Genomic DNA, 13,015 nt, shown 5'->3' with positions numbered 1-13,015 from the left:
CCTCGGTCAAGGACTTGGCCCGCAAGCTCATGCGCTACATCCGTCACTACAATCGCGCACCCAAGCCTATCAAGTGGACTTACCGCGACCCCTCACAGCGCATCGGCCTTGATACCATTTCATCTGTTACAGGCCACTAGATGGGCTTGATGATCAATGCACTTCTGCCTCGATCACCACGAGCATCCGGTTGATGCCTGCAATTCCGCCACGCGCGCCGCTGATCTTAGTGACCTGATAGGAAACGGTCATCTCCGCACGGAGCTCTGACTGTCTGGCCCTCTCCACCGCATCATCAATGGCTTCCTGGAAACTTCCGACTTCGGATCTCCCCTCGAATTGAGGCATTTGGTTTCACTCCCGATTTTGATTATCGCGACGAAGAGGGCGGCCAACTTCAGAGTTCGCTAGCGAGCCTCACGCTTCCAGGTCGCGAACAAGCTGCCATCTTCGTCCGACCAATGGTACTTCGCGCGTCCGCCGAAGACCTTCTCGAGCTCCCGGGCGATGCGATGCGCGAGTTTTTGCGAGGTTGTCAGTATCTCGAACGTCTTCCCATCCCAATCCGCGGATAGTATCCGTCGCTCCGGTTGACTAGCCCTCGCACGACTGTCGACGTTGGCAATGCGGCGGCGAATCTGATCCAGATGCTCACGCGCGAAGTCGCCGCTTACCAGGACTTTCCCGTAGGCGATGCCGCTTTTTGCTTCCGCGCACGCCGGGCATATGACCCAGGCGGCGCCGGACAGCTTGTCGGTGGTCATGGGTCCCGCGCGATGCCAACGTTTCCGCTCATAGAAAGCCCCGCATCGCTCGCATATCGAGGGGTCCTTGAAAACCCCTCCCCGGCGGGCCACAGGAGGGCTCTTGTCGAAACTCGTGCCTTTGCGATTCAGACTGCGAATCAAGCCTTTGCCTTTCGGTCTATCGGTGCCTTTCATTGTGCGAGGTCCCCGCTAACTTGCTTTGCCACTAAGAGCGATGAACGCTTTGAGAACATCGCTGCGAGTAATGATTCCCACTAGTCTCTTCCCGTCCACGACCGGAATTCCGCCGATCCGCTCCCGACGCATCAGACTAGCCGCCCGTTCTATAGCGTCCTGCGGCTTCAATTTCATCACCTTGGCTGACATCACCGTTTCAACCGTAATGTTTTCCGGAATCACATCTTCTTGAACCAAGTCGGCCCTTGCAGCCATCCCACTCACGCGCATGCTATCCGAAGCACTGCGCAAGTCGCGATCTGTGACGATTCCCACCAACCTTCCATTAACCACCACCGGAAGCTGATTGATCCTGTGCCGCTCCAGCGCGCTCCTCGCGTCCGCCACGCTATCGTGGGGACGGACAGTGATTATCCGCTTGGTCATCCAGTTCTCGATCCGCGTACTGGTTCCTGGGCTGCGCGGCCCTGCCGCCTTGGGACGAGCTACGGTAATCGTACGACGGGCTTTGGTTTTTTCAATCATAATTGACGTCCTCGACAAAATAACCCGAGCAAGTGACGATCTAAAGGTCGCGCGAAGCCCCTTACTTCAGAGTCTTTGCAAGCGCGGCGAAACGATCCCACGCCGTGGCGATCCATGTCTCTGTCGTTGCGTGCCCGAAGCTACGGACCAGGAGTGAGATTTTGGTTGCCGTCTCGGGATCATGGGCCTCGAACACATCAACGTAATCCGTGGGTCCGAGGACCGCGTAGTTGGCTATCCATTTTACGTCGGGACATTCGCGTTTGATTCGCTCTGCAACTTGCTTGTTGAGTTCAACTACGGATTCCGGCCTTTTTAGTGCCTCGGGTGAGAGTCTAGTAAGCATTATGTACGTCGCCATTGCGATATCTCCTGTCGGATTTGGCAACAACTAGAGCATGAGGTATGCCGGAGCCGACGCCGGCTGCTCCCGGTAAGAGATTTTCGATTATCGTGAGACTCGGATTGGCACATGCGATGCTCAGCTTAGAACAGAAGAACGTGAGGCAGCCACTTCTGCTGGTGAGTTCAAATTGCCGGCTCCGATCGAGCCACAAAAGCATTTTTGGCTGTCGCGTTCGGATACAGGAGATGAGAAATGCGTCTCGTCGATTTCTATTGGTGTTACGACGCCGGCCACGCGTCTTGAGATTAGAAGCAAAAGGTAATTGACAATGCCACAGTCATTTCGAATTATTCTCAGCCCGATCGATTTCGATGAAAACTCTCTGAAGGCTCTGCAAACGGCCGGGGAATTGGCTCGGCTCTCGAGCGCGACGGTGTACGTTCTGCATGTACTCCCGCCCGTGAGTCCGGGCCTGATCCAGGCCCAGGTCGACGCTTGCGTCGCAATTGAGCGAGTCGCCAAGGAACGGCTGATGGGAATCTGCCAGGACCATCTCGACGACCTCCGCTATGAGGTTGTTACGCGAACCGGCGACCCGGCGATTGCAATCATCCGCGTCGAGGAGGAACTCAAAGCCGACCTCGTCGTAATCGCGACTCACGTCAGCCGCAGCAAGCCGAAAGCCTTTCCTGGCAGTGTAGCCGAACGGGTTGTGCGCGAATCGATCTGTCCCGTCGTGACCGTAAGGCCCAGCGCGAGCGGCGACCCAGACGCGGTCGGCACCCATATGACGGTGGCCCCGCTGACAATCTCAGCGGATACGACCGTCGCTCGTGTGCGCCAGTTGATGGCGCGGGATCACGTTCGATGGGTCCCCGTGGTGGAGGGTGGCGAAGTCGCAGGTATCGTGACCGATCGGGATATTTTCAACGACACGACACCTGACACCACGATCGGACTGCTGATGACTCGCGAGGTGATCGCGGTTTCTCCGAGGACCTCTCTTCAGGAAGCTGCGCGGCTATTATTGGAATGCGAAGTGAACGGACTACCGGTGGTCGACAACCGAAAACTCGTCGGTGTCATAACGACTTCCGACATTCTCAAGGTTTTTGCTGACGTAGCCGATCACTACGCATCGCACTAGAACGGTCGCGAGCGGACCGCGTACAAACGTCAGAAGGTGCAGCGATGGAGTTTGGCAAATTTACTTTTGGCTCAATTGAAATCGACGGCGAAGCGTACGAACATGACGTGGTAATCGACTGTGGAAAGATTCGCAAACGCAAGAAAAAAGCCTCGCGGAAATTCCACGAGCAGTTCGGGCATACTCCGCTTTCGCTGGAAGAAGAAATACCCTGGAAATGCCGACGGCTGATAGTCGGCTCGGGAAAATACGACGCGCTCCCGGTGATGGACGAAGTGAAACTCGAGGCACGCCGGCGGGACGTAGAGATTATGATTCTGCCAACGGACGCGGCGATTAAGGAACTCGGCAAGAATCCGGCGAACACGAATGCGATCCTCCACGTGACGTGCTGAATGGTCCACGCTGCGAGAAGAGCCGCATATTCGGGCAGGTGCGTTGATGCGGTTGGCGATGCCGCCGGACGATTTCAGACGCTTCGCAATAAGCTATCCGAGGAGATACCTCGCAATGGCACTGAAGCTGACCTCTCCTGCCTTTAAGAATCAGGGCAAGATACCTCCCGTTTACACGTGCGACGGAAACGATCTTTCTCCTGCGCTGGCCTGGTCGAACGTTCCTGAGGGAACGCGAAGCCTCGCCTTAATCGCCGATGACCCGGACGCCCCCGATCCGGCCGCGCCAAAAATGACCTGGGTGCATTGGGTACTTTACAATCTTCCGCCCACGCTCGATGGCCTGGCCGAGGCAGCCGGTTCCGCCAAACTGCCAACCGGAACCCTGGCTGGCGTGAATGACTGGAAGCGCACCGGTTACGGCGGGCCATGCCCCCCAATCGGACGTCACCGGTATTTTTTCAAGCTCTATGCGTTGGACAGAATACTGCCTGACCTCAATCGGCCAACCAAAGCAAAACTTGAAGCCGCGATGAAAGGCCATGTCCTGGCCCAGGCGACGCTGATCGGAACCTATCAGCGCAAGCGTTGAGGTGTCCGCATCAGGCGCGCCCATCCCCCCTGCTCGACAAGCCCAGCTGCGCGAAAAGTACTCTCAGCAAATGCGCGGAAGTTGCGCGCCTGCGAGCACATCGAGCAGACGGGTCGTTCCAAAGGCGGTTCGCAACAGCACGCGCGACGCGCCACTTCCGGTGACGGAGCCGATGCGGCATGAGTCGCGGCCGAGCGAATGACGGCGCATCGCAACAAGCACTTTGTCCGCAGACGCACTGTCGACGATCGCAACCAGCCGGCCCTCGCATGCGACATATAAGGGATCGAGACCGAGGATTTCGCACGCTGCGCGGACTCCGTCGCGCACCGGCATCGCGGTCTCCTCGATGAGTATTTCGACGCCGGAGCTTTTCGCCAGTTCGTTGATCACCGTGGCGACGCCGCCGCGTGTGGGATCGCGCATGCATCGAATCGCCCCGCCGCTTTCCAGCATCAAGGAAACGAGGCCGTTAAGGGGGGCGCTGTCACTGACGATCGTGGTCTGGAATTCAAGCCCCTCGCGTGCCGACATCACGCTGATTCCGTGATCTCCGATCGGGCCGCTAACTAAAACCGCGTCGCCAACCTGGATTCGCTCGGGTCCGAGCTCGGTACTGCCTGCGACGACGCCAATGCCGCTGGTCGTGATGAAGAGGCCGTCCGCTTTGCCATGCTCAACGACTTTCGTGTCCGCTGCGATTATCGCAACTCCGGCGCGGTCGGCCGCCGTGCGCATCGATTGCACGATCGCTTCGAGTTCCGCGATGGGAAGCCCCTCTTCGAGGATGAACGCGGCCGACAGGCCGAGCGGCTGACCACCCGCCACCGCCAGATCGTTGACCGTGCCGTTGACCGCGAGCGAGCCGATGTCGCCGCCCGGGAATCGGAGCGGACTTACCACGAACGAATCGGTAGTGAACACGATCCGACTCGCGCCGACCTTCATTTCGGCGCTGTCGTTGAGGCGATCCAGGATTGGATTCGAAAGCGCAGACAGAAAAACCTTGCTCACCAATTCCGCCGTCAGCCGCCCGCCACTGCCGTGGCCCAGCACGACGACCTCGCCCTCGGGGCCCGGCGCAGGACAGCTAAGTAAGGCCGGAGAGGCGTTTCGATTCGAATCGCTCACTTCGCCCCCGTCGCCGCTGCCGCAAGCCGGCCGGCGCGAAAATACGCGGCGCATGCGCCTTCCGTGGAAACCATCGGGGCGCCCAGTGGATGATCCGGCGTGCACGAGCTTCCAAAGGCCGGGCATTGTGTAGGTTTGAGCAGGCCGCGCAGCACCTCGCCGGCACGACATTCGATGGGCTCATTCGTGGGCGCCTGGGTCAGGCCGAACCGCCGAATCGCATCGTAGGCCGCATAACGATCGTTCAGGGCCAACGCGCTTTTTGGCAGAGTGTCGAGTCCACGCCATCGGCGATCGACAAAGGTGAACACTTCCGCCATCAGATCGCGCGCGGTGACATTGCCCTCATTCCTTACCGAGCGTGCGTATTGATTTTCGACTTCGGCGCGGCCTTCTTCGAGCTGCGCCACGCACATAGCGACGCCTTGCAGCAGGTCGACCGGCTCGAAGCCGGTAATGATGATCGGCACTTTGAATTTCTCGACGAGCGGCCGGTACTCGTCGATTCCCATGACCGTGCATACGTGGCCCGCCGCCAGAAATCCCTGCACGCGATTGTCATCGGAGGAAAGTATCGCCTCGATCGCCGGCGGAACGCGCACGTGCGCGGCGATGACAGAAAAGTTGGGGACCTTGAGGCGTGCGGTCTGATGGACAGCCATTGCGGTGGTCGGCGCCGTAGTTTCAAATCCCACCGCAAAGAACACCACCTCGCGCGAAGGCTCGCGGCGCGCAAGGTCGAGCGCGTCGAGCGGCGAATAAACTACCCGCACATCGGCGCCGGCCGCGCGCGCGTCGAACAGGTCGCACGCGGAACCGGGTACACGGAGCATGTCACCGAACGAGCACAGCGTAAGGCCCGGACGTTTGGACAGCTCGATCGCAAGGTCAATCATCTCGATTGGCGTCACGCATACGGGGCATCCGGGACCGTGAACCAGCGTTACTTCGCGCGGCAGCAACTCATCGAGCCCGTAGCGGACGATGGTATGAGTCTGCCCGCCGCAGACCTCCATGATAGTCCAGGGCCGGGTGATCGTTGCGCGAATCCGCTCAAGCAGCGTACGCACGACAGCCGCGTCGCGAAATTCGTCGAGGAATTTCATGACTCGTCTTCCCCCGGGAACTGCGTTTCGATTTCGCGCGCCAGCTCCAGCGTTCGCGCCGCTTCCTTCTCATCCACCGTGCTGATCGCGAAGCCCGCGTGCACGATCGCGTAATCCCCTACTACCGCCTCCGGCACATAGGCGAGGCACACCTTGCGCGTGACGCCGCCGAAATCGATTTCGCCCATTCGGAGGCCTTGTTCATCGACGATTAGGACTATCCTGCCGGGAATGCCAAGACACATCACGAACCTCCAACTATTCCGAGTTCAGGCAAGCGGCCGCGACCAGCGCCTGCCCTAAAGCCAAACCGCCATCGTTAGCCGGCACCCGGTGATGAACCAGGACGGTGAATCCTTCCCGTTCGATGCGTTCGATCGCCGCTGCTTGCAGCAGGCGGTTTTGAAAACATCCGCCGCTCAGCGCCACGACGTCGATGCCGCTCTTCGCACGCGCGTCCAAAGCCATTCGCGACGCAACCTCCGCCATCGTGTCGTGAAAAGCCCGTGCAATCTTCGGCTTCGGCGCTCCGCTTTCCAAATCGCCGATAATCGCGCCAAGAATGTCTCCGGTCTGGATGGCCTCGTCGCGGATCGAGACCGGATAGATGTAGTTTGCCGGAGGCGAGCTGCGCGCCAGCGTCTCCAGTTCGATTGCGGCCTGCGCTTCGTAGGTGATCTCGTCCCGCACACCAAGCAGCGCCGCGACTGCATCGAATAGCCGGCCGCAACTAGAAGTCTGAACCGTGTTGATGCGCCGATCGACCATCGTCGCGAGTATGCGTGCATGTTCTTCGCCGACGAGCCCTGATACTCGATCGTCAAACTTCGATCCAAACAGTGCGATCAAAAACGCCGCGGCGACCCGCGCCGGATGGCGAATCGCGGCATCGCCGCCGGCAAGCGGCAGATATTGCAGATGCGAAACCCGGCGGAAGAGGCGGTAGTCGGCGATCATCGCCTCGCCACCCCAGATTGCGCCGTCGAGGCCATACCCGGTCCCATCAAAGGCGATACCAATCGCGGGGCGTTTATAGCCATTTTCAGCCATGCATGCAGCGATGTGTGCATGATGGTGCTGCACACCGATAGTTCGCACACTGAGGCGCGCGCCCATTTTGCGCCCAAACGCTTGCGGATGCAGGTCGTGAGCGGCGACGCGCGGCGCGATACCGCTCATGGCGATCCACTTCTCCAGCGAGTCGCGAAAGTGATCCTGCGTTGCCACGCTTTGCAGCGTACCGACGTACTGGCTCATCAGAGCATTGTTGTTCGACAGGATGCAGAAGCTGTTCTTGATATCGCCGCCCGCACCGAGAATCGGAACCTGCGCCGTAACCGGCACACCGACTGAACGCGGTGTGCCGCCGCGGCTCAGGCGAACGGGTTGCGGCCCGCGCGGTCCGACGATCCAAACGCCGTCATCGCAACGCTGATGAATCGGCCGATTGTGCATTAGCAGCGCATCGACTTGATCCGCGAATAGGGCGGTCGTTTCATCGCCGTTCCGGGCGAGCGGCTCGCCCGGCAGGTTGGCGCTGGTCATAACGAGCGGGCGAGCGGCATCGCTAGTGATCAGGTGATGCAGCGGGGAGTAGGCAAGCATTACTCCCACGTGGTCATTGCCCGGCGCGATCGCGCGTGCCAGTTGAGCGCCTTCGCGTCTGCGCACCAGAACGATCGGCGCCTGCGGCGACGTAAGCAATGCGGCTTCATCATCAGAGACTTCCGCGAGGCTTCGCGCCGACTCGATTGAACCGACCATCACCGCGAGCGGTTTGTGCTCACGCCGTTTGATAATACGCAGACGTGCGACGGCGGCTTCGCTAGTGGCGTCACACGCGAGATGGACACCGCCGATGCCCTGAACGGCGACAATGCCGCCCGCTCGCAAGATTGCCGCCGCGCGCGCGATGCAGTCCTCGCCGTCCACCGCGAATTCCCATCGCGGCGCTGTCACCTCGAGCCACGCTTTGGGACCGCAGTAGGGGCACGCTATCGGCTCGGCTCTGAAGCGCCGATTCGAGGGATCCAGATACTCGCTCCTGCATTGGTCGCAAAGCGGAAAGTCACGCAAAGTGGTGTTCTCGCGATCGTAGGGCAGCGAGCGAACCACGGTGAAGCGCGGACCGCATGACGTGCAGTTGGTGAAAGGATACCGATAGCGGCGGTCGGCGGGATCAAAGATTTCGCTTACGCACTGGGCGCAGGCAGCGAGGTCCGGCGGAATCGTCGTCGCGGCGGTCCCGCGCTCACTCGGCATCGCGGAAAAATCGCTATCGCTTCGGAGCGGCAACCGCTCGGACTTGATGCTTTCGATCACAGCCGCGGTCGGAAGTTCCGCCTGCAGGCGGTGGCGAAATTCGCGCAGAAAAGCGCGGCTGCCCTCGACCTCGATCTCGACGCCGGAGGGAACGTTACGCACGAAGCCCGCGAGCCGCAGCGATTGCGCAAGCCGCCATACAAACGGCCGCAGTCCGACGCCTTGAACGGTCCCGGCGATGACCAGACGCTCACGCTGCCGATCGTCGAATTCGCCGGCCGCCGACCGCACGTACTCGACCGCATGGCGCATCGCTTCGCGCGTTCCGACGCTGAGTCCGCAGATCTGAGCCGTGCTCCCGGGTGCGATTTCAATTCCGATCACCCTGCCAACAGAGGGCGCGTGTCCCAGCTTTTGAGCTAGTTGGATTGCGGCAGCGACCCCGAGATCGTGCGAAGAGACAAAGCGCGCCGCACAGCGCTCGAGTTCATCGAACGCGAATCCATGGATCGTTCCGGGCGGCGCTCCCGAACGGATCGCGTCGATGAGAATCGCGGCGTCGGCGCCATCCAGCAAGTCCGCGAGCGTCGTGCCTGGGCGGTCGGCCGCGATCACCTCGCAATTCGGCGGTGGCGACTCCGCGAGCACTCGCGCGATCTCCAGCCCCACGGCGTCGTCGCCGAAGGGACTGCCTATTCCGATGATCCGAATCAATGCCGTTCGATCTCGAGCTTCAGAAAGTGGGTCGAACACGAGATGCACGGATCGTAGTTGCGAATCGCCGTTTCGCACATGCGCGTAGCTTCCGCCTGGCCGCGTTGGATGACGTCGGGAACCAACTCGCGCAGGTCGGCTTCGATTCGCGCCTGGTTCTGCGATGTCGGCGGTACAATTCGCGCCGAGTGAATCAGGCCGTGCTCGTCGGTTTCGAACGCGTGATACAGCGAACCACGCGGCGCCTCGGTGATCGCCCGTCCGACGCCGGAGCAAACTTCGAACGATGCAGCAGGCGCCGGCGGCGGCTGATACCCATCGATGACTCTCACCGCTTCGTCGATCGCGTACAGGACTTCGAGGGCGCGCGCGACGATGCTCGTGTAGGGGTTCGAATTGGGCCAGGGAATGCCGGTGTCGCGCGCCACGGAGGTTACGTCCAAGCTCATCCGATCGAAATTCAGATTCACGCGCGCGAGCGGTCCGAGGAAGTAGGGTCCGCGACCCTTCACCTTGCAGTGCAACGCGTTCGAGTAAGGCACCTGATGCTCTTCGAAGAAATCGTCAAAGTCGTCCGGCGCCGCGTCGATGCCCTTGCTCGACGCTATTCGCCCCTCGTTCATCGGATACTCGTCCGGATGCCGCAGCGACACGAATTCGATATCGCGGGTAACGGCGGGCAAGTCGAAGTGTGAGACCCATCGCACGCATTCGACCGCGTCGTTACGCACGCGGAGAAGCTGCTCGCGCAGATCCGCGAGCTGATCGCGGCGGGGGGCGCGGGTGAAGCCGCCGATGCACGCACCCACAGGATGCACCGATCGGCCACCGAGCGCCGCAACAATCGCGTTGCCGACTTTCTTCATTCTGAGGCCGCGCTCGACCGCCTCGCGATGCTTGTCGGCCAGCGTGATGATGCTGTCGCATCCCAGGAAATCCGGCGCCGCCAACATGTGGATGTGCAGCGCATGGCTTTCGATCCATTCGCCGCAGAGGTAGAGGCGCCGCAGTTCGCGGACGGCCGGATCGATCGTGATGTCGTACAGGCGTTCGAAGGCGTGAACCGTGCTCATCTGATATGCGACCGGGCAGATGCCGCAGATCCGTGCGGTGAGGTCCGGCGCTTCACGCGAGTCACGTCCGCGCAAAAAAGATTCGAAGAACCGCGGCGGCTCGAAGATTTCGAGACGAAGATCAATCAGCTCGCCGTCGCGCAGTTGGATGCGCAGGGCGGCTTCGCCCTCGACGCGGGTCAGATAGTTGACCTGAATGGTTCTACTTTTTGCCCGCCGCGATGGCATCCGCAGTCTCCCGCCATGGCCGCACGTAACCGTTTATTCCGCGCAAGCGGCGCATAGCATCGTCGCCGGTGACGTTTTGACTGGTCAGCAATCGCGCGAACGATTCCATATTCTGATCGTCGGCCGGCCCGAAGCATCCATAGCATCCGCGATTGAACGCCGGGCACAGCGCGCCGCATCCCGCGCGCGTCACGGGGCCCAGGCACGGCTCGCCACGCGCAACGATTACGCACACGTTGCCGCGCCGCTTGCATTCCATGCACACGCTGTACGCCGGAAGAACCGGCTGCGCCTTGGACAACAGCGATCGCACCACGGCAAGAAGCTGATGCTTGTCGACGGGACAGCCCCACACTTCGAAGTCCACGCGAACATGCTCAGAGATAGGAGTCGAGGTCGAGAGGGTCGAGATGAACTCGGGGCTCGGATAGACGACGCGCCTGTATTGCTCGACATCGGCCCAGTTGCGCAAGGCCTGAATTCCACCCGCCGTCGCGCAAGCACCGATCGTGACAAGAAAGCGGCTTTCCTCGCGCACCTTGATGATGCGGCGCGCATCGTCGGGAGTGGTGATACTGCCCTCCACGAAAGCGATATCGTACGGCCCTTCGAGGGCGCGGCTCCGCGCTTCGGGAAAATAGGCGAAATCCACTTGTCCCGCGAGCTTGAGCAGTTCGTCCTCGGCGTTCAGGAACTGCAACTGGCAGCCATCGCACGAGGCGAACTTGAATACCGCGACGCGAGGTTTCATATGTTCGATATTCCGAACAGTTGTTTGACCGTGCGATACGAAAACACGGGCCCGTCTTTGCAGACAAAGTGCTCACGGTATTGGCAATGGCCGCAGAGTCCGACCGCGCACTCCATCCGCCGTTCCATCGAGAGGTAGATCGCTTCGTCGCCGATGCCCTTATGCCGCAGCGTTTGCGCCGCAAACCGCATCATCACCTCGGGTCCGCACATCATCACGATCGACGACGGCGGCGCCGTGAGTTCGTCGAAGAGCTCCGTCACTACCCCGATTTGGTAGTGCCAGCTTTTATCGGGCTTATCCGTCGTGAGGTAAACCTTGGTACGCGGCGCCCGGCGCCATTCGTCGAAACGCTCGCGGTACAGAAGATCGTTCGGTGTCTTCACGCCGTGCAGGATGTGCAATTCGTCGTATTGGTCGCGACGACGGAATATATAGTTGATAAGCCCGACCACCGGCGCGCATCCGAGACCGCCGGTTACGATCACCACGTCGCGCCCGCGCGCCTCTTCGACTGGCCATCCGTTGCCATAGGGACCGCGCACTCCCACCACGTCGCCGACTTTCCATCCAGCCATCACGCCTGTGACACGCCCGGCTATCCGGATCGTGTGTTCAAGGTTTTCGGAATCGGCCGGATCGGAGACGATCGAAATCGGAACCTCGCCGACGCCGAAAGCATAAAGCATGTTGAACTGCCCCGCCTTGAAGCTGTACGCGCGTCTTACGTCGTTGTCGACGAAGCGCATGGTGAAGGTGTAGATGCCTGCGGCCTCGGTGCGGCGCGCGGTAATGCGCGCCGAATATATCATGTAAGGAGTCACCCCTTCACCGGATGGGCGCGGATCGCCTTGACTTCCTCGGTCAGGTCGATGCCCACCGGGCACCAGGTGATGCAGCGGCCGCATCCGACGCATCCCGAGGTGCCGAACTGATCGATCCACGAAGCCAGCTTGTGCGTGAGCCACTGGCGGTAGCGGTTCTCAATCTTTGGGCGGAAGTTGATTCCGTGGATATGCGCGTGCTCGAGGGAGAAGCACGAGTCCCATTTGCGCACGCGCCGGCTCATGTTGCCGTCTATCTCTTCCTGGTCAACCACGGCATGGCAGAAGCAGGTCGGGCAGACCATCGTGCAGTTCGTACACGAAAGGCATCGCGATGCGACGTCTTTCCAGCGTGGGTTCTCGGCTTCATCGTAGAGCAGGCGGGGCAGGTCCGTGGTATCGAGGCGGCGCTGCATACCGGCAATACATCCGTCGATCCGAGCTCTTTCCGACGCGACTGCATCGTGGCCGGCGGCGCTCAAGCTGAGCTCCGCGGCGATCGCTTCGCCGGCGGTTGAGCCGACTCGCATCACAAAGCCTTGTTCCAACTCGGTCAGCGAAAGATCGAACCCCGCCGCCGCTTCCGGGCCGGTCTTCATCGAGACACAAAAGCAGGTCGGCGCGGAGCGGGTGCAGTTGACGGCGACCAGAAACGCATCCTTGCGCCGCGCCTGGTAGTGCGTGTCGTGAAAGCGGTCGTGCAGAAAAATACGATCCTGCACGGCAAGCGCCGCCAGGTCGCACGCGCGCACGCCGATAAATGCGAGACGTGCCGGCGCGGGCGTTACTTCGCTGACCTTGAAGCTGCGCCGCTCGCGTTTTACTTCAAGCAGCGCTTCCTCGGGCGCGAAAAAAAACGGTTTGAGCGAGCCCGCTCCATTCACCACTCCGAATATTTCTCCGGCCGCGCCCTGCACGAGCCGATAGCGTCCGGGCTCCTGCGTATCGCGTAGCGCGACCGCCAGGTCGGATAGCTT

Annotated in this window: 15 protein-coding genes; 3 read left to right on the top strand and 12 right to left on the bottom strand. The window is 60.8% G+C overall.

The genetic code is table 11. The features are described from left to right. Positions 1-153: 153 nt before the first annotated feature. From VJX68_RS02145 to VJX68_RS02130, 4 genes are all read right to left on the bottom strand, one after another. The gene (locus VJX68_RS02145; RefSeq protein WP_324093992.1) at positions 154-348 is read right to left on the bottom strand and encodes a hypothetical protein; all 195 of its coding nucleotides are present in this window, start codon (positions 346-348) and stop codon (positions 154-156) included. Positions 349-407: 59 nt separating this feature from the next. Further along, a complete protein-coding gene (locus VJX68_RS02140; RefSeq protein ID WP_324093991.1) occupies positions 408-764 on the bottom strand; it encodes a hypothetical protein in 357 nt (118 codons plus the stop codon). A gap of 192 nt (positions 765-956) precedes the next feature. Beyond that, on the bottom strand, positions 957-1,469 hold the full coding sequence (locus tag VJX68_RS02135; RefSeq protein ID WP_324093990.1) for a CBS domain-containing protein: 513 nt from the start codon (positions 1,467-1,469) through the stop codon (positions 957-959). Positions 1,470-1,530: 61 nt separating this feature from the next. After that, the gene (locus tag VJX68_RS02130; RefSeq protein ID WP_324093989.1) at positions 1,531-1,830 is read right to left on the bottom strand and encodes a GYD domain-containing protein; all 300 of its coding nucleotides are present in this window, start codon (positions 1,828-1,830) and stop codon (positions 1,531-1,533) included. Positions 1,831-2,143: 313 nt separating this feature from the next. Here VJX68_RS02130 and VJX68_RS02125 point away from each other — a divergent pair, with 313 nt between their 5' ends. The 3 genes from VJX68_RS02125 to VJX68_RS02115 all read left to right on the top strand — a co-directional run bounded on the left by VJX68_RS02125 (position 2,144) and on the right by VJX68_RS02115 (position 3,949). Further along, positions 2,144-2,962, top strand: coding sequence for a CBS domain-containing protein (locus VJX68_RS02125; protein ID WP_324093988.1), 819 nt, complete (start codon positions 2,144-2,146; stop codon positions 2,960-2,962). Positions 2,963-3,006: 44 nt separating this feature from the next. Continuing rightward, on the top strand, positions 3,007-3,357 hold the full coding sequence (locus VJX68_RS02120) for a hypothetical protein (RefSeq protein ID WP_324093987.1): 351 nt from the start codon (positions 3,007-3,009) through the stop codon (positions 3,355-3,357). A gap of 115 nt (positions 3,358-3,472) precedes the next feature. Further along, positions 3,473-3,949, top strand: a complete 477-nt coding sequence (locus tag VJX68_RS02115) for a YbhB/YbcL family Raf kinase inhibitor-like protein (RefSeq protein WP_324093986.1) — start codon at positions 3,473-3,475, stop codon at positions 3,947-3,949. Positions 3,950-4,012: 63 nt separating this feature from the next. Here VJX68_RS02115 and hypE read toward each other — a convergent pair whose 3' ends face one another. The 8 genes from hypE to VJX68_RS02075 all read right to left on the bottom strand — a co-directional run. Next, the gene (gene hypE, locus VJX68_RS02110; protein WP_324093985.1) at positions 4,013-5,134 is read right to left on the bottom strand and encodes a hydrogenase expression/formation protein HypE; all 1,122 of its coding nucleotides are present in this window, start codon (positions 5,132-5,134) and stop codon (positions 4,013-4,015) included. Continuing rightward, positions 5,077-6,186 (bottom strand): hydrogenase formation protein HypD, encoded by a 1,110-nt coding sequence (gene hypD, locus VJX68_RS02105; protein ID WP_324093984.1) that lies wholly within the window; start codon positions 6,184-6,186, stop codon positions 5,077-5,079. The genes hypE and hypD overlap by 58 nt, the downstream gene beginning before the upstream one ends. Continuing rightward, the gene (locus VJX68_RS02100; RefSeq protein WP_324093983.1) at positions 6,183-6,431 is read right to left on the bottom strand and encodes a HypC/HybG/HupF family hydrogenase formation chaperone; all 249 of its coding nucleotides are present in this window, start codon (positions 6,429-6,431) and stop codon (positions 6,183-6,185) included. The genes hypD and VJX68_RS02100 overlap by 4 nt, the downstream gene beginning before the upstream one ends. A 13-nt stretch (positions 6,432-6,444) precedes the next feature. Further along, positions 6,445-9,162 (bottom strand): carbamoyltransferase HypF, encoded by a 2,718-nt coding sequence (gene hypF / locus VJX68_RS02095; RefSeq protein WP_324093982.1) that lies wholly within the window; start codon positions 9,160-9,162, stop codon positions 6,445-6,447. Further along, a complete protein-coding gene (locus VJX68_RS02090; protein WP_324093981.1) occupies positions 9,159-10,463 on the bottom strand; it encodes a Ni/Fe hydrogenase subunit alpha in 1,305 nt (434 codons plus the stop codon). The genes hypF and VJX68_RS02090 overlap by 4 nt, the downstream gene beginning before the upstream one ends. After that, positions 10,438-11,214 carry an NADH-quinone oxidoreductase subunit B family protein gene (locus tag VJX68_RS02085; protein ID WP_324093980.1) on the bottom strand — a complete coding sequence of 259 codons (777 nt, stop codon included), beginning with the start codon at positions 11,212-11,214 and terminating at the stop codon, positions 10,438-10,440. Before VJX68_RS02085 ends, VJX68_RS02090 begins: the two co-directional genes overlap by 26 nt. After that, complete coding sequence (locus VJX68_RS02080; protein WP_324093979.1) at positions 11,211-12,026, bottom strand: FAD/NAD(P)-binding protein; 816 nt, start codon at positions 12,024-12,026, stop codon at positions 11,211-11,213. The genes VJX68_RS02085 and VJX68_RS02080 overlap by 4 nt, the downstream gene beginning before the upstream one ends. An 8-nt stretch (positions 12,027-12,034) precedes the next feature. Next, a partial coding sequence (locus VJX68_RS02075; RefSeq protein ID WP_324093978.1) for a 4Fe-4S dicluster domain-containing protein occupies positions 12,035-13,015 on the bottom strand: 981 nt, incomplete at its 5' end.

This window comes from Binatus sp. (SeqCode), assembly GCF_035272065.1.
Classification (GTDB): Bacteria; Desulfobacterota; Binatia; order Binatales; family Binataceae; genus Binatus.
Note: the sequence above shows the minus strand (reverse complement) of the source record. Positions and strands in the feature narration are given on the sequence as shown.